The 16,964-nt window shown below is 46.7% G+C and carries 16 protein-coding genes; 11 read left to right on the top strand and 5 right to left on the bottom strand.

Annotated features, from left to right (window positions below; translation table 11 throughout):
* Positions 1-2 precede the first annotated feature (2 nt).
* The 3 genes from EZE20_RS13355 to radC all read left to right on the top strand — a co-directional run bounded on the left by EZE20_RS13355 (position 3) and on the right by radC (position 3,234).
* Complete coding sequence (locus tag EZE20_RS13355; protein ID WP_132118408.1) at positions 3-761, top strand: zinc ribbon domain-containing protein; 759 nt, start codon at positions 3-5, stop codon at positions 759-761.
* A 147-nt stretch (positions 762-908) separates the two neighbouring features.
* Positions 909-2,426: a tetratricopeptide repeat protein gene (locus tag EZE20_RS13350; protein WP_132118406.1), complete on the top strand. Its 1,518-nt coding sequence runs from the start codon at positions 909-911 to the stop codon at positions 2,424-2,426.
* 103 nt (positions 2,427-2,529) lie between these two features.
* Complete coding sequence (gene radC / locus EZE20_RS13345) at positions 2,530-3,234, top strand: RadC family protein (protein ID WP_132118471.1); 705 nt, start codon at positions 2,530-2,532, stop codon at positions 3,232-3,234.
* Here the strand turns inward: radC and EZE20_RS13340 are convergent.
* The 3 genes from EZE20_RS13340 to EZE20_RS13330 all read right to left on the bottom strand — a co-directional run bounded on the left by EZE20_RS13340 (position 3,229) and on the right by EZE20_RS13330 (position 5,938).
* Entirely contained in the window at positions 3,229-3,963 is a 735-nt protein-coding gene (locus EZE20_RS13340; protein ID WP_132118404.1) for a LytR/AlgR family response regulator transcription factor, read from the bottom strand. The genes radC and EZE20_RS13340 overlap by 6 nt on opposite strands.
* 93 nt (positions 3,964-4,056) lie before the next feature.
* Positions 4,057-5,133 carry a sensor histidine kinase gene (locus tag EZE20_RS13335; RefSeq protein WP_132118402.1) on the bottom strand — a complete coding sequence of 359 codons (1,077 nt, stop codon included), beginning with the start codon at positions 5,131-5,133 and terminating at the stop codon, positions 4,057-4,059.
* A gap of 160 nt (positions 5,134-5,293) precedes the next feature.
* On the bottom strand, positions 5,294-5,938 hold the full coding sequence (locus tag EZE20_RS13330; protein ID WP_132118400.1) for a histidine phosphatase family protein: 645 nt from the start codon (positions 5,936-5,938) through the stop codon (positions 5,294-5,296).
* Positions 5,939-6,023: 85 nt separating this feature from the next.
* Here EZE20_RS13330 and EZE20_RS13325 point away from each other — a divergent pair, with 85 nt between their 5' ends.
* The 3 genes from EZE20_RS13325 to EZE20_RS13315 all read left to right on the top strand — a co-directional run bounded on the left by EZE20_RS13325 (position 6,024) and on the right by EZE20_RS13315 (position 8,682).
* The gene (locus tag EZE20_RS13325; RefSeq protein ID WP_132118398.1) at positions 6,024-6,449 is read left to right on the top strand and encodes a hotdog fold thioesterase; all 426 of its coding nucleotides are present in this window, start codon (positions 6,024-6,026) and stop codon (positions 6,447-6,449) included.
* A gap of 117 nt (positions 6,450-6,566) precedes the next feature.
* Positions 6,567-7,808 (top strand): chorismate-binding protein, encoded by a 1,242-nt coding sequence (locus tag EZE20_RS13320; RefSeq protein ID WP_228713728.1) that lies wholly within the window; start codon positions 6,567-6,569, stop codon positions 7,806-7,808.
* Between the two features lie 43 nt (positions 7,809-7,851).
* Entirely contained in the window at positions 7,852-8,682 is an 831-nt protein-coding gene (locus EZE20_RS13315; RefSeq protein ID WP_132118396.1) for a CvfB family protein, read from the top strand.
* Between the two features lie 76 nt (positions 8,683-8,758).
* Here the strand turns inward: EZE20_RS13315 and EZE20_RS13310 are convergent, their stop codons facing one another.
* Together EZE20_RS13310 and EZE20_RS13305 are read right to left on the bottom strand one after the other, a co-directional pair.
* A complete protein-coding gene (locus EZE20_RS13310; protein ID WP_132118394.1) occupies positions 8,759-10,057 on the bottom strand; it encodes an amidohydrolase family protein in 1,299 nt (432 codons plus the stop codon).
* 25 nt (positions 10,058-10,082) lie between these two features.
* Positions 10,083-13,109, bottom strand: coding sequence for an amidohydrolase family protein (locus EZE20_RS13305; protein ID WP_132118392.1), 3,027 nt, complete (start codon positions 13,107-13,109; stop codon positions 10,083-10,085).
* A gap of 111 nt (positions 13,110-13,220) precedes the next feature.
* Here EZE20_RS13305 and EZE20_RS13300 point away from each other — a divergent pair, with 111 nt between their 5' ends.
* From EZE20_RS13300 to EZE20_RS13280, 5 genes are read left to right on the top strand one after another with little or no spacing between them, the layout of a single operon-like run.
* On the top strand, positions 13,221-13,427 hold the full coding sequence (locus EZE20_RS13300; RefSeq protein ID WP_132118389.1) for a hypothetical protein: 207 nt from the start codon (positions 13,221-13,223) through the stop codon (positions 13,425-13,427).
* Positions 13,424-14,122, top strand: a complete 699-nt coding sequence (locus EZE20_RS13295) for an orotidine 5'-phosphate decarboxylase / HUMPS family protein (RefSeq protein WP_132118387.1) — start codon at positions 13,424-13,426, stop codon at positions 14,120-14,122. The genes EZE20_RS13300 and EZE20_RS13295 overlap by 4 nt, the downstream gene beginning before the upstream one ends.
* A gap of 59 nt (positions 14,123-14,181) precedes the next feature.
* Complete coding sequence (locus tag EZE20_RS13290) at positions 14,182-15,207, top strand: zinc-binding dehydrogenase (protein WP_132118385.1); 1,026 nt, start codon at positions 14,182-14,184, stop codon at positions 15,205-15,207.
* Between the two features lie 2 nt (positions 15,208-15,209).
* Positions 15,210-15,998: an SDR family NAD(P)-dependent oxidoreductase gene (locus EZE20_RS13285; protein WP_132118383.1), complete on the top strand. Its 789-nt coding sequence runs from the start codon at positions 15,210-15,212 to the stop codon at positions 15,996-15,998.
* Positions 15,999-16,034: 36 nt separating this feature from the next.
* Positions 16,035-16,934 (top strand): sugar phosphate isomerase/epimerase family protein, encoded by a 900-nt coding sequence (locus tag EZE20_RS13280; protein ID WP_132118381.1) that lies wholly within the window; start codon positions 16,035-16,037, stop codon positions 16,932-16,934.
* Positions 16,935-16,964: the final 30 nt, after the last annotated feature.

Genomic DNA, 16,964 nt, shown 5'->3' with positions numbered 1-16,964 from the left:
ACATGGAAAACACGATAGCCCAAAAGCTGCAGACACTCCTCACGTTACAGGAGATTGATTCAAAACTCGATTCAATATTAAAAATCAGAGGCGACCTGCCCGAAGAAGTCCGCGATCTTGAAGATGAAATTATTGGTTTTGAAACTCGTATTGCCAAGTTTCAAAGTGAAATTAGTACTCTGAACGGGACGATTGATGGCCTGAAAAACGGTCAGAAAGATTCAGAAAAGCTTATTACCCGTTATAAAGATCAGCAAATGAACGTGCGGAATAACCGCGAGTTCGATGCGATCACCAAAGAGATCGAATTACAGGAACTTGAAATGCAATTGGCCGATAAGCGAATCAATGAAGCCAAAGCAAGAATCCGGCTCATCGAAGACGACCTGCACACCACGCAGTCCGTTTACAATGAGCGCAAAGAAGACCTGAAATCCAAAAAGCAGGAGCTTGACGTCATTACGAGTGAAAATCAGGAAGAAGAAAGAGCTTTGAAAGGTGAGCGCGACAAGCAGGCCGAAAAAGTAGATGAGCGTTTGCTGAAATCGTATCAGAAAATCAGAAATAATTCGCTGAACGGACTAGCCGTCGTTACCGTTTCGCGCGGTGCCTGCGGAGGATGTTTTAGTGTAGTGCCTCCTCAGCGGCAGGCCGACATCAGAGAACATAAGAAACTGATTGTGTGCGAGCATTGCGGTCGTATTTTCGGAGGGGTCGATACGCCCGATCCGGCAGTAACGACTACCACAAGTCGCCGATAGTTTCCGTTTAGGAGATAGATTTTAAAAAAAATGGTTGTCCTGCTCCGGGCAACCATTTTTTGTTTTACTCAACTAAAAGCCCTTTGCTTCGTTTTAGGTACATCCACCCCTGTTGAATAGGCGTATATGGATACAAAAATGAATGAAATGAAACTATTGTGCTGCCGTTTTTCTGCCATCCTTTGGCTGTTTATTACGAATTTTTCTGCATTTCAAACCCTGGCAAACGAACCGGAAGTTCCACAAATCTTTACTCAAAAACTGCAACTTGCCTATTTTGAAATTCAGAAACTTAGGCTCGAAAAAGCACGATTGCTGCTGGGGCAGGAGAAAAATCAAACGCCGGAAAACCCGGCAATTGTCTATCTCGAAAATTATGCAGACATGTACTATCTGCTGATTTCGGAAGACAAAGCTGCCTTTGAGCGGCTGGGAAAACAGCAGGATCTCCGGCTGGAAAAGTTAGATAAACTGCCGGCAAGTTCTCCCTATAAACGCTTTCTGAAAGCCGAAATTCGCCTGCATTGGGCTTTTATAAAACTTAAATTCGGGAATGAAGTCAGCGCCAGCTGGGATATTATTAAGGCCTATCGGCTGCTCGAAGAAAATCAGAAGATGTTTCCAACCTTCCTGCCAACACTCAAATCTCTGGGTTTACTACACGTGTTGATTGGTTCGGTTCCTGAGCAATATAGCTGGGTTACTCGTATTTTAGGGCTCTCCGGAAACATCAATCAGGGGATTCGTGAATTGCGACTTGTGCAGCAAAAGGAACCACTATTCAGACAGGAGGCCGAATTGATCGACCTATTGTTGCATGCTTACACACTACAATTGGATCATTCGCAAATACGGTTACTTAAAAACTTACCCGACCGACAGCCGGATAATTTGTTGATACATTTTTTTGCAACTTCGGTACTCATGAAAGAGGGTAGAAGTGAAGAAGCGCTGCGGATTTTGACAAAGGCCCCGCGGACAGCTGCGCACATTTCCTTCCCTTTTCTGGATTATTTACTTGCAGAAATACAGTTGCAAAAAGGAGAATATGAGGTAGCCTATACGAATTATTCAAAATTCCAGAAAAGCTTCAAAGGCTTTAATTTTCTGAAAGACAGCTATTTTAAACAGTTTTTATGCCGTTGGCTCACCGGGCAGGATGCACAGGCAAAGGCTCGACTTGCGCTACTGCCCAAAGTTGGTGAAACAATCGTAGAATCAGATCAATATGCAGCCAAATTTGCTTCTATGTATACTTCCGGGAAGGTTAAAGCCGAGCAAAAAATACTTTTTGAAGCCCGTTACGCAAGCGATGGAGGATTTTTGGAACAGGCGTCCGAAGTAATATCGAAGGTTTCGGAAGTAAGTTTTGCAGAAGAAAGCAACCGGGCTGAGTTTAACTACCGGAAAGGACGAATCCTTCAAAAAATGAAAGAAGAGGAGCAGGCTTTGGTGTTTTTTGAACGGGCCTTGCAGCTCGCCCAAAAGTCCGGATTGTACTATGCGCCATCTTCTGCCTTACAAATGGGCTATATTTATAAAGAAAAAAACCAGAAAAATCTGGCAATTGCTTTCTTTAAAAAAGCAATGTCCTTTAAAAAACATGAGTATAAAAATAGCATTGATAACAAAGCACGGGCGGCATTGACGGAGTTGGGAGCCTGATAATCAGCTGTGGAGGTGTGTAAAACAGCCAATGGAAATAAAGAGCTTCAATAAGCGAAACTATTTCAATAGTTGGAGTCTCAATGTCAAAAAAATCCTCAGCATGGATAATGAATCCTACACTCCCCGAATAAGAATCAGCGATTGGGCCGAAGAAGACCGTCCCCGCGAAAAATTGCTCCTCAAAGGAAAAGGTGCCCTTACTGATGCCGAGTTAATTGCGATATTGATTGGCATGGGAACCGTGGATCTTTCTGCCGTGGATGTGGCCAAAATGGTGCTGGGTGCTGCCGGAAACAATCTCAATACGCTGGCACGAATGAGTATTAAAGAACTCATGAAAGCCAAGGGTATTGGCGAAGCCAAGGCGATTACCATTGTAGCTGCGCTGGAATTGGGACGACGGAGAAAGGAAACAGAAATTACGGCCAAACGAAAAATCACCTGCGCGGGCGACGCCTACGACGAAATGAGGCCGTATCTACTCGATAAACCACACGAAGAATTCTGGATTTTGCTGTTGAGTCGCTCCAATGAAGTCATGCGTCCGGTGCAGGTCAGTACGGGCGGTGTAGCGGGCACAGTGGCCGATCCGAAGCTGATTTTTAAATATGCTTTGGACCATTTAGCAAGTTCCATCATACTTGTTCATAATCATCCTTCGGGCAATTTGTCTCCGAGTCAGTCGGACAAAGAATTGACCCGAAAACTAAAAGAGGCAGGCCGATGGCTCGACCTGCCCATATTGGATCACCTGATCTTTACGGATCGCGGTTTTCTAAGCTTTGCCGATGAAGGTTTGTTATAAACTCATCAGTTCTTTAAATCGAATGGCCTGCCGCCGGGAAATTTCGATGCGGTCGCCGCCCTGCAAGGTTACAAGCAGACCACCGCTAAACCACGGTTCGATTTTCTCAATCCACTGCAAATTGATAATGTGCTTGCGATTGGCTCTAAAATACGTGTTAGGATCAAGGCGGTCTTCCAGGCTATTTAACGATTTGAGAACCAATGGTTTCTGGTCATCAAAATGCAGACGAACATAATTGCCCATCGATTCAAATAGTCTGATTTTCCCTAACTTCACAAACCAGCATTTTTCTCCGTCTTTCACAAATACCTGATCCTGTTCGCCCAGGATTTTCTCGCTGCGTTCGTTGGCTACGGCGGTTTCTTCCGGTGCCGACTGATTTTCCTCCACCCGCGCAATTGCGTCTTTAAGCCGCTCGCCGTCAATCGGTTTTAGTAAATAATCAAGCGCATTGAACTCAAAAGCTTTGATTGCGTACTCGTCATAAGCAGTTGTAAAAATCACCTCGGGTGCTTTTCCTTCAATCGACGTAAGAAGCTCAAATCCATTTTTTCCGGGCATTTGAATATCCAGAAAAAGAAGTTCAGGCTGCAAATCATCGATTAGCACCAGGGCCTCTTCGGCATTGGAAGCCTCGCCCACAATCTCAATTTTGTGGAAAGGTTCAAGCAATCTTTTTAATTCGTTTCGGGCTAAGCGTTCGTCATCAACGATAAGCGTTCTCATGGCTAGTCTGTTTAGGTATTTGGTTTGTATGGTAAGTTACTTAAATTAGTTTGTTGATGGTGGATACCAAATAAATTTTAACTGACTACTTTTTCAATTGGCATCTCGGGCTACGGGCGTTTCACCGCTAAAACGATGCAGCCCATCCGAAATCATCGGGATTTTTACTTCTGCGCACACCCAATTTTCTTCTTCCTGAAAAATTTTAAAATGAGCATCTTTCCCATATAAAATAGACAAGCGTTCCGCTGTATTGAGCAAGCCTACACCGCCAGAATCCGTAGAACCGAGTGTGCCGGTGTTACGGATTTGAATGATCAAAAAGTTGCCTTCCAGTATCGATTCTACTTCCAGGTAGCCACCTTTGGGAAGCCTGGAAACGCCATGTTTGATGCCGTTTTCTACCAGCGTTTGCAGCATCATGGGTGGCACCTGCCAATAAAGGGTTTGTGGATCAGCCTTGATTGTGTAGGAGAGCCGTTCTTCGTAGCGTACTTTTTCCAGTTCCAGATAATCTTCCACCGTTTTTAATTCTTCCCGCAAATCCACCGTTTTACGACGATCTGCCAGGAGCGAATTTCGTAGAATGTTTGACAACTGCGTAATGCTGTGCTGCGCTTTGAGCGGATCTTCCATCACAAGGGCCCTGATACTATTCAGCGCATTGAAGGTAAAATGCGGGTTGAGTTGCGAGCGAAGTACTTTGGCTTCGGCTTCACGCATTGAAGTTTTGAGCATGATTTTTTCCAGCTCCGTCATGCGGGTTTGTTCCACGTAGTGATACACGGTATAGGACAACACCCACGCTAAGAGGGTTTTACTCCAACTCGAAAAATAATTCCAGAACACAAACGGGTGATCTACAATATTTTGGGCCAGCAGTTGCCGGTCAATCGGCAGGTTTACGAAGGTCATGATTGTAGCCAAAATCAAAACCGAAAAACCTACCCGAAAAACCAGCCGTAACATCGGAAGCGACGACCAGTTCCAGCGACGAATGACGAGCCGGTACAAGTGAGTGAGTGTAACGGCCAGGAAAATATTGGCAATGCTGAGCAAAAAATAGGAAGTATCGAAGCCATACTCGGCGCTATAAAAGACGAAATCATACATGATGAAAATCGTCCAGCCGAGGAGTTGGAGTGTCCAGTAAAGTTGGGTTTTGGACATTCTTTTTTAAATTATAAATTACTGATTGAGAGTGCTTAACGAGGATATACGACAGGTATTTCCCCGTTGATTTTTTTGAAAATCAAGCAGCAAGTTAAGAAAAGGAAAGGCAGGCGGCTGTCTAATTACACCAATGGGAGAGATTCTCCACAAGCGGTCTTTATGAGTTATGCGGAATATCCAACGACAATAAATGCGTAATATCGTTGGCGGTTTCGAGCACAAATTTTTGTTCGGAGTAAAGATATTTCAGTCGATAGAGGCAAAGGTTGCTGTGTTCGTACTTGTCCATTTCGGTCAAATGTTCATCAAAAAGAAGGGTAAGCAAAATCCGGATCGCCCGGCCGTGCATCGCTACAAGTACCGTACGCTCGTGTGGACGGGAAAGAATGAGATCCACCACGGGTTTTTGCCGTGTACGTACATCCACCGGACTTTCGCCTTCTTCGCACGGAACGTGTACCTGACCACTGCGCCACGACAGCACGAGGTCGCGGTAGTACGCATTATCCATCGTATTGGGCGTTTGACCCTCGCGGCAGCCCCAGCTAATTTCGTTGAGCCCGGCATGACTTTCGTGCGCAATCCCAAGATCAATAAAACCCTGAACCGACTGAATGGTGCGACGCAATGCAGAGGTATAAATTTTGTCAAAAGGAACATGCTGATAGGCATCAAAAAAAGCCTCGGCCTGAGCAATTCCCCACTCGTTCAGTTCGGAGTCTACTCCGCTTCCCTGAACAATACCCTGACGATTGAAGTCCGTTTCGCCGTGTCGGATCAGATAGATGGTTTTACTTTTCAATGTTTTTGTACTTTTTTAATAAAAAATTTGCTAAAAGTGCTTTTTTGTGCGAAATTAGCCCATACAAATTTAGATAATTTTTAGAATGTTTAACAAGACAATTACACTCGATTTTCTACGGAATCTCAATCCGAATACCATTAATACTCAATTAGGTATAGAGTTTACCGAGATTGGGGACGATTATGTTTTAGCCAAAATGCCCGTCGACCATCGCACGCATCAGCCGTTTGGAATTTTGCACGGCGGGGCCTCGGTGGTGCTTGCTGAGTCGTTGGGAAGTGTGGCTTCTCTGCTATGTTTGCCTGACCCCATCAGGCAGCGGGCCGTTGGGCTGGAAATCAACGCCAATCACGTGCGTTCGGTACGTGAAGGGTGGGTGTATGGCCGCGCCACGCCGCTACACATCGGCCGCACCACGCAGATTTGGGATATAAAAATCACCAACGAAGAAGGCAAACTCGTGTGTGTTAGCCGGTTGACAGTTGCCATTGTGGATGTTAAGGAATAAACAAGATTTAGCGTTTACTTGTTGAAACAATTTAATAGGTACAAGTTGTTATCTTGTTAAAATGAAATAAATTAGCTGTTCGAGCTAGCGCACCAAACGGCTCTGTATTTACTATCCATGTTTGCATCCTATATTCCGGAAACCGGAACTTTACATAGTGCCATACAGGCCGAACCTTTGTGGAGAGCAGCGTTTGATTTGGGCTATCCCGCTGCCGTTTGGCGCATGCCGCACGCACAAGAGCTCAATCTCCTGATTTCTATTCAGGATGGCATCCGGCAACAAATCGCCGACCTGGAAAACCTGCCCGCCTGCTTTGTAATTCATCCGTTTGAAAGTCCTTCATCTGGCGAAAGTTATATTTTGGAGGGAGATGTACTCATCACATTTTCAGAAGATATGCAACTGCTGCGCCTCACCAATCGTTTGGGCGAGGAGCAGCCCGCTGTGCAGCAGCTGTTTGATCGTGCCAAACAACTATCCGCTCAGGATGAAGTGAAACCTGTTGTATGGAATGGACTTTCCCGCCGCAGCGAAACCGACCCGGCTTCCAGGGCGCATTATACACAGGCCGTAGAAAAAGCAGTGGAGGAAATTCGGGCGGGGAATTTCATGAAACTAGTTCTTTCACGCACCAAACCGGGACATTACTCCAAAGATTTCCGGCCATTTCAGGCATTTTTACGCTTGTGCAGTGCCTACGCTTCGGCTTTTGTTTCTTTGGTAAATTTACCTGATCGGGGCGAACAGTGGATGGGCGCAACGCCCGAAACCCTTGTTTCGGTAAGTGCCGATGGTATTTTCAAAACTACTTCTCTTGCCGGTACGCAATCCATCAAAAATGCAGAGGGAGATTTGATTCCGCCGAAGAAGGTGCTTTGGGGACAAAAAGAAATTGAAGAACAGGCGCTTGTGAGTCGGTATATTATTGAATGTTTTAAGAAAATCCGCTTGCGGGAATACCTGGAAACGGGCCCAAAAACGATTCGGGCGGGAAATCTGTACCACTTGCGAACCGACTTTGAGGTACAAATGAAGGAGGTGAATTTTGCCGAACTCGGTACGGTTATGCTGAAATTACTACATCCTACGTCGGCAGTTTGTGGCATGCCGCGCGAAAGCGCCCGTACCTTCATTAAGAATATAGAAGGCTTTGATCGCTCGTTTTATAGTGGCTTTTTAGGGCCTGTTCAAATGGCTGGCGAGTCGGCACTTTTTGTAAATTTACGCTGCGTTCGACTCAGTGAAGGCACAGCCACATTCTTCGCCGGCGCGGGTATTACCGAGGATTCGGACCCGATGCGCGAGTGGGAAGAAACCGAAATGAAATGCGAGACCTTGCTTTCGGTGCTGACTTGATGTTGCAGATTCCCTATCTTTGCCCCTCTGAACGACTCATGCTATGCTTTTTATTGGAAAATATAATAATCTGACCATCGCACGCCGAACCACGGTCGGGCTTTTTTTGGAAGATGTACAAGGCGAAGAAGTGCTTTTGCCGAACCGCTACGTAACCGACGACATGCAGCTGGACGATCCGATTACGGTGTTTGTCTACAACGATTCGGAAGATCGGCCCGTGGCTACTACCGAAAAACCGTACATTGTGCGCAATGAGTTTGCGTGGCTGGAAGTCAAGGAAGTAAACGCAATGGGCGCGTTTTTGGACTGGGGTTTGCTGAAAGATCTGTTTGTTCCCTTTCGCGAACAACCACAACCCATGCGCGTAGGCGAGCGCTACGTCGTATTTTTGTACCTCGACCATCAGACCAACCGTTTGCTGGCTTCTGCCAAAGTCAATAAGTTTTTGGAAAACGAACGACTGACCGTGGCCGAAGGCGATGAAGTAAACTTGCTGGTTTGGGAACGAACCGATTTGGGATACAATGTGGTCGTAAATAATTATCACAAAGGATTGGTGTATCACAACGAAATTTTTCAAAAAATTCAGGTAGGCGATCGGCTGAAAGGCTTTGTAAAAAAAATCAGAGAAGAAAATAAACTGGATATTTCCCTGCAAAAAGTTGGCGTAGAACGCTTTGAACCGATTGCCGAAAAGATTCTGGAATTGCTTCGTAAACATGATGGTTTTTTACCTCTTCACGACGGCAGTTCGCCCGATGAAATTTATGCGGCTTTGGAAATGAGTAAAAAGAACTTTAAAAAATCAATTGGAAATTTATACAAAAAAGGAGTCATTACTTTTGAAGAAACGGGAATTCGTCTTGTATAGAAGGTCTGATTTTTACACATAAAAAAACGCTGGACTCATTTCTGAATCCATCGTTTTTTTATTGGCAAAAAGCTACTTACTCCTGCCCGTATTTCTCTTTGTATTTTTGATAAAGCCGTTTTTGTTTATCATCCAGATTTATCTTCGCACCCTTTATAAATGCATGCTCCACTACGTTTCCCCTCATATCGAGCAGGTCGCCTTTGCTCACCAGCAGTGTGGCTTGTTTACCTTTTTCGAGCGAACCAACCTGAGCGTCAATCCCCATAATCTGGGCGGGATTGAGCGTTAAAAACGCCAGCGCTTCTTCGGAAGTCATTGTACCAAAGGCTGTTGCTGATCCCGCCTGAAACGGCAGATTACGTACGCGCCACCACTCGTCGTCGTAGCTAATTGCAACTTTCACGCCTGCTTTGTGCAGTTTAGCGGGCAACTCGTACACCGCATACACGTCATCATCCTGACGCCCCGGCAGCCGGTGCAGCGCGCCCAACACCACGGATACCTGATTTTCTTTCAGGAAATCGGCCACTTTAAGTGCTTCACTACCTCCCGAAATCACTACCTTTTTAATCCCAAATTTCTGCGCAAACTTGACGGCTTCGAGTATGTCTTTGGCATAGTCAGCGCGTACGTACAAATTCTGGGTTCCGGCGAAAAGTCCTTTCATGGCCGCCAACCGCAAGTTAACCGGCGAGGGATTTTCCACGTCCGCATAGGCTTTGGCATCGGCGAAGAAGGTCTCGAAGGTAGCGATGATGTCTGCTCGTTTTTCATTTTTCTTAACCGTAATCGAATAATCATCGTAGTTGAAACTACGAGACAGATAGGCCGGCCATGACAGCCAAATCCCGTCGTCTTTTTTCAGCACGGCATCTTCCCAGTTCCAGCCATCGGTATTAAAAACCGACGACGATCCCGAAATAAAACCGCCTTGTGGCACAGCCTGTGCCAGTAAAATACCGCTACTGCGCAGCGTTGGAATCACTTCCGAATCGGTGTTATAGGCGATCAAAGCCCGCACGTGCGGGTTCATGTCGCCGATTTCCTCAAAATCGAGTGTTGCCCGAACAGATGCAATTTCCTGAATACCAATCGTGGAACCCATCGCAATGATGCCGGGAAAAATATGTTTGCCGGAAAGATCAATCACTTCTGCATTGGTACGGTCAACGGTAGTTGCCGGACCGCCAATTGCGGTAATGATTCCTTTATCAAAAGCCACTACGCCATTAGCAATGACCTGTCCGTTGCCCACGTGGATGGTTGCGCCCGTGAGCACGATGCTTTTTGCCTGTGGCAGCGCCGGAGCGGGGTTTTGGGCCTGTGCCTGCAAACCGCAGAGCGCGAGCAGGCCGAAAATTATTTTTTTCATCGAATATTTTTTTAAAATAATTGACTTAATCGTGGGAATGAACGCTGTCGAAACCAGACATATCTTCACAATGCCACATGCGTGGAATACGTCCTTCGGGACGAGCCGTAGATGCACCGCCAGCTTTGGACGAAAGTGCCTTTTGAATCAATTGGCTGCGTTCCTGAGCTAGTTTTTCCTGCTTTTTCTGATCGGCTTCGTAGTCAAAATAAATTGCGCCTTCAATCATTGTAAAGTCAGGACGAGCATAAATGGACAGCGGGTGGTTGTTCCACAGCACCAGGTCAGCATCTTTGCCGGCTTTTACGCTTCCCAAACGAGAATCAAGATGAAGAAGTTTAGCAGGATTCAGCGTAACCATTTTCCAGGCATCCTCCTCCGAAATCCCTCCAAACTGTACCGTTTTGGCTGCTTCCTGATTCAGCCGACGAGCCATTTCGGCATCATCTGAGTTGATCGAAACAACTACGCCTTCACGGGCCATTAGGGCGGCATTGTACGGAATCGCCTCTTTTACCTCCATTTTGTAGGCCCACCAATCCGCAAACGTAGAAGCGCCCACACCGTGGCTTGCCATTTTGTCGGCAACTTTATAGCCTTCCAGAATATGAGTAAAAGTATTGACCTTAAAATTTAGAGAATCAGCTACTTTCATCAACATATTGATTTCTGATTGTACGTAGGAATGGCAGGTAATAAAGCGTTCCTTATTCAGAATTTCCGCCAATGCATCAAGTTCCAGATCCCGACGGGGTGCGGTGGCGGTGGCTTTGTTTTTGAGTGCATTGTAGGCTTTCCAGGAATCAGAATATTCTTTGGCCCGGATGAAGTGATCAAAAAATACCTGCTCAACTCCCATGCGGGTTTGCGGAAAACGAACTCGGGCAATGTCGCCCCAATTCGATTGCTTTACGTTTTCTCCCAGGGCAAATTTGATGTATTTGGCTTCCGGCATCAAGAGATTTGCGGGTGCTTCGCCCCATTTGAGCTTAATTACTGCACTTTGTCCGCCAATAGAATTGGCCGAGCCATGCAACAGCTGAGAGGTAGTAACACCACCAGCCAGTTGACGATAAATGTTGATGTCTTCCGAATTAATCACATCGCTCATGCGAACTTCTGCCGTACTCGATTGCGCACTTTCATTTACTGCCAATAGAGCAATGTGCGAATGTTCGTCGATGATGCCGTTGGTCAGGTGTTTACCTGTGCCGTCAATGACCCGCGCGCCGCCAGGTGCGGCAAGCGATTTGCCTAGTTTGGAAATCTTGCCATTCTGAACCAGCACGTCTGTATTTTGAACTATGCCTTCCGCTTCATTGGTCCAAACGGTAGCATTTTTGATCAAGATGGTTTCTGAAACAGGTTTAGTTTCGTTGCCCAAACCTACAAACGGGAATAGAAGCGTACCCATTTCAGAAGTAGTTTCGGCTTTTTTAGCGGCAGTAGTTTCTGCAACTAGGGCTTCTTTGAAAGTGGCGGTCCAGGAAGCGGGAGTGCCATCGGACAGCTCGCCTTCACCCAGCAAATTTTTGCCTTTAAGCCATCCGGTTAGTCGAACGGTTCCGGGCGTTTTTTTATCAGGTTGGAAACTCAGCGTAATCAACTCGCCCGAAACCGAAGTTTTTGGGGTGATCTTGATGGTATCATTCAGGATAAGTTGATACTCCGGCTTGTTGAGTTTTCCGGTAATTTTCAGGCTCATCGGGGAAAGACCTTTTACCGAAAAATCGTAGGTGCCGCGCAGGTCAGGAGCATTCAGGTCATTGACCACGTGCTTTTTACCCTGAATCCAGTTTTCGTAAATAATATTATCAGCGCTAAACAAATCGCCTGAGGTAATCAGGAAATTAGCCAGTTTGCCTTTTTTCAAACTACCCAACTGATCCTCCATTGCCGCAAAACGTGCGGGCGTGAGCGTGATGGCTTCGAGTGCTTTTTCTTTGGATAAACCATAGTCGATTGCCTTGCGGAGATTTGTCCAGAAATCGGCTTTGTTTTTGAGTCCCTGCGAGGTTAGCGCAAAGGGAATTCCGGCCTTGGCCAAAGCAGCCGGATTTCCGGGTGCCATTTCCCAGCGTTTGAGTTCGGCCACGGTTACCAGTTCAGCATCCCACGGATCTTCCACATCGGGTGTTGCCGGAAAAACTAGCGGGACAATCAACGAAGCGCCGGTCGCCTTGACTTCCTCAATTCGCTGAAATTCATCGCCACCACTTTTGATGATGTACTTTACTCCAAATTCTTTTCCGATATCTGCCGCACGCAGAATTCCGAGCTTATCAGTTGTTTCAAAAAACGAAGGCAGACTTTTGATCTGATTGAAGGCTTCAAGCGACAAATTGGTTTCTATCGCTTTTCCGCCTTTGGCAAACCATTCAGCATCATAATATGCCTGACGCAGCAGCGCCACGCTGCCCATTAGCGAGCCGGGGTAGGTTTGGGTGGACGTACCTTTATCAAGCGAAAAGTGAGCCGAAGCTTGTGCCCGCAACAGCACGGCATTGGCAGGCTCATCGGCGAGCGTTACCACCGCGCCCGTTCCGCGGACAATTCCATCGTGCGGATGCACAAGGGCAGTTCCCCAGCCGTTTTTGCGCAGATCAGCTGATTTTTTTGTATCAGGTGTAAATAAAATAGCAGCCTGCATTTCGGGCTGAATGGCCTGATTCCAGCCAAAAGCACCCTTTTTGGAAGATTCCATTTGCTGGGCTGAGCGGCCCCGGCCTCGTGCTTCTGACTTGGTTTCGGGCATGCCATAATCCGAGTCAAGTTCCAGAAGAGAGGGATAGATAAATTTCCCTTGCAGATCAATCGTGAACGTACCTTTTGGGATTCGTACGGAGGGACCAACTTCCACGATTTTGCCATTTTCGATCAGTAGGGTACCTTTTTCCAAAGTTGTTTGAGGATCAACAACCACGGTAGCGTTGATAAACGCATAGCGTCCGGGGCGTTCATCGTACGCACCGTTGCGGGGGAACGTCTGCTGAGCCATACTGAGCGTAGAAAATGCCAGTAAACCCACCAACGTCCAAACCAATTTTCTCATGTAAAGTACAGGTTTGGTTATAGAAAATAATTAGTAGAATAATAATTGCTTTAAAAATACGAACATTTTTAAAGCATTTTAAAAAATATCAGGAAAGCTCTATACGAATGAATGAAGGCAGTTGAATCCCCGCAATATCTGTCAATAGGGCATTTCATGGATGAATTTTATTTAATCCAAAAATTACCCAAAAATGGAGAAAAAGGTTTTGAAAAACTGATTTTGGAAAGTATCAGTAGTACAATCATTATGGTTTCTGGTATTATCCTTCAAAGATTAATTCCTTTCCTGAACCAACCTATTTACAGAAACGAATGAAACCAATCGTTCAAATTTCGCTTGACCTCACGACGATCGATGAAGCGCTTGAAACTGCCGCCATGGCTTTGCGAGCCGGAGTCGACTGGCTCGAAGCGGGAACGCCGCTGCTGTTGGCCGAAGGGTTGCACGGTGTAAAAAAGCTACGGGAAGCTTTTCCCGGAATCCCGATTGTGGCTGATTTGAAAACCATGGATGGCGGCTACCTCGAAACCGAAATGATGGCTAAGGCCGGAGCAACCCATGTGGTCGTTATGGCTCGTGCGCATGCCGAAACTATTAAAGTTGTGGTACAGGCCGGACGGGATTTTGGCGTGCAGGTGATGGGCGACAACCTCGGCTGTCCCGATATGGTAGCAGGTGCCAAATGGCTGGAAGACCTCGGCTGCGATTTTGTGATTCACCACATTGGCTACGATGAAAGACGGGGAATTGCCGCGCAGGGAATACGCATGCCTAGTCCGTTGGATCAACTGCGGGACGTTGTGCAGGCGGTGCGGGTACCCGTGCAGGCAGTGGGCGGTCTTTCACTCGAACAGGCCGTTCAATGTCCGGCGTTTGGCGCTCCATTGGTCGTGCTGGGGGCGCCTCTGACGATTGATGCCGATTCCTTCAAAACTGCGGATGGAGATCTCGAAAGTTCGCTGCGACTCATTTGTCAAAAGGTGCATGCCTACGGAGAAGTTTTTAGATGATTTATTTATAATTAGTTGAAAATAAGTATTTTATAAAATATTTTTTAATAAAATTAGCGATGAAATCACCCGCTGTTGTCAATTTTGCTCCCCAAACAGGGAGCGTCGAATTACGGGAAGTGGATGTTCCGGAAATTGGTGAAGATGATGTCCTGCTGGAAGTGGCAAATGTGGGCGTTTGTGGTAGTGACTTGCACCAATGGAATGCCAATCACAGTTGGCCGGTGAATTATCCCGTGGTGCTGGGTCATGAATTTGGCGGACATATAGTCGCTACCGGCAGGCGAGTGGTTGGCTGGCAGGAAGGCGACCGCGTAGTTAGCGAAACAGCCGCAGTCATAGACCCCACAAGTCCGCTCTCGCGACAGGGGCTCTATAATCTTGACCCCACCCGCAAAGGATTTGGATATGGAGTAAACGGAGCGATGACCCGCTATGTGAAAGTTCCTGCCCGCCTCCTGCACCGTGTGCCGGATGCATTGCCTTTTGAACAAGCGTGTCTGACGGAACCCTGCTCGGTTGCCTATAATGCCGTGGTGGAAAACTCTCGAATAAAACCGGGTGACCGGGTGATTGTTTTAGGTCCCGGGACGATCGGTATTTTGTGCGCCGCCATGGCTCGCCTGTGTGGGGCAGAGGTAGCAGTGGTTGGCCTCGAGCATGACCGAAAACGGCTCGAAATTGCGGCTCAGTATGGCTGCGAAGGTATTGTCGGTGATGCCACAGAATGGGCAAACCGCTGGGATGGTTTGGGCGCTGACTGTGTTATTGATGCGGCAGGAGCAAGCATTTCACTGAGCTTGGCTTTACAATGGGTTCGACCCAAGGGACAGATTACCAAAGTAGGCTGGGGTCCGCAGCCGTTAGGGTTTTCGCTGGATCAACTGGTGCAGAAAAATGTGACTTTGCAGGGTAGTTTTAGCCACAATTGGCCTATGTGGGAAAAAGTTCTTTCGCTGCTTTCCTCAGGAAGGCTGGATGTAAAACCAATCATTGGAGGCGTTTGGCCCGTTACTGAATGGCACGAAGCGTTTGAAAACATGCATAGCGGCAGGGTTGTGAAGAGTATTTTGAAACCCGAATAACCATGCAACTTGCTACAAAAGTAATTTTAATAACTGGTGGTTGCACCGGTATTGGAAGGGCAATTGCAAAAAAATGTGTGGCAGAAGGTGCGCGCGTAGTGATAAATGGTTTGGAAAAAACCGAAGGGCATATCCTGCAAAATGAGCTGGGAGAAGATCAAACCGTACTTTTAATTGGAGACATTACCGAACCTCATGTACCCAAAAAGCTGGTAGATTTAGCTCTGAATACATTTGGTAGGCTGGATGCCGTAGTAAACAATGCGGCAATGATTGTGGCTGCTACTCTCGAAACTACTGATGTGCCGCTCTTTGAGCGAATGCTAGCCGTAAATACGGTGGCACCTTTTGCCATAATTAAAGCAGCTTTGCCTTATTTGAAACAGAATAAGGGCTGCGTGCTGAATATCGGCTCGGTCAATGCCTGGTGCGGCGAACCGGAACTCTTGCCGTATAGTGTGTCGAAAGGTGCGTTGCAGACGCTTACGCGAAATTTGGGCGATGCTCTTTTCCGTACCCACGGCGTTCGGGTCAATCAGATTAATCCCGGCTGGGTTTTGACGGAAAAAGAAATTCAAAATAAACGGGAACAGGGCCTTAAAGAACATTGGTACGAAGACTTGCCACTACTCTATGCCCCTTCCGGTCGCTTGTTTTTGCCTGAAGAAATTGCTGCGGCGGCTGTTTTTCTATTGTCCAATGCCTGTGGTCCGGTGAGCGGGCAGATTCTCGAACTGGAACAATATCCATTCATGGGACGAAATCCTTCCAAAGCTCATTTGATCCACTAATTTGTTTTAAGTTATTCACAATCAAAAACATATCTAATGCCTAAACTCGCTGCTTTTCCAAAAGCCTTCATGCAGGAACTCTGCAGGGAAGGAACTATGAAGGTCTCCGAATGGATTGAACTGGCCGTAAAGCTGAATATTGAAGGCCTGGAATGGTATGCTGGTTTTCTGGAAATGGCCGACGAAACTACCTGGGCTGGTTTTAGAGCTCAGGTAGAACAGCATAACAAAGTGATTCCCATGCTGTGCTGTTCCCCTGATTTTACGCATCCGGATGCAGACTTCCGGCAGAGGGAAATTGAAAAACAGCATCATTGGATTGACATGACCTATCAGCTTGGAGGTTCTTATTGCCGGGTGTTGTCGGGACAGCGTCGCCCTGAACTTACCCTTGAAGAAGGCGTAGAACTGGCTGCTCAGTGCATTGAGTCCTGTTTGCCCTATGCTCAGGAAAAAGGCATTACGCTGATTCTGGAAAATCATTACAAAGATGATTTTTGGGAATTTCCCGAATTTGCCCAAAAAATGGACGTGTTTTGTGCACTCGTAGATCGGGTGCGGCATCCCAATTTTGGCGTCAACTATGATCCCAGCAATGCATTTTTGGCGGGAGAGGATCCGCTCGAACTGCTGTATCGGATTTCTGACCGTATTGTGACCATTCACGCAAGCGACCGCTACCTGATTGAAGGTACGATTGAGGATTTACGTAAGGAAGAAGATGGCGCCGTTGGATATGCCCGTCGGCTGCGTCACGGCGAAATTGGTAAAGGATTAAATGACTATGATGCCATTTTTACCGAACTCAAACGCGTAGGTTTTGATGGCTGGATCAGCATCGAAGATGGAGTTGAAGGAATGGAACAGCTGGAACGAAGTGTGGCTTTTTTACGCTCAAAAATGGCGCAGTATTGGCCGGTTCAGCCTGAATTATGAATAACTGAAAGTTCTTCGACTTTTGGGTAT

Source organism: Arundinibacter roseus, from assembly GCF_004348825.1.
GTDB lineage: Bacteria > Bacteroidota > Bacteroidia > Cytophagales > Spirosomataceae > Arundinibacter > Arundinibacter roseus.
The sequence above is the reverse complement of the archived record's forward strand: the minus strand, read 5'-3'. Positions and strand labels throughout refer to the sequence as shown.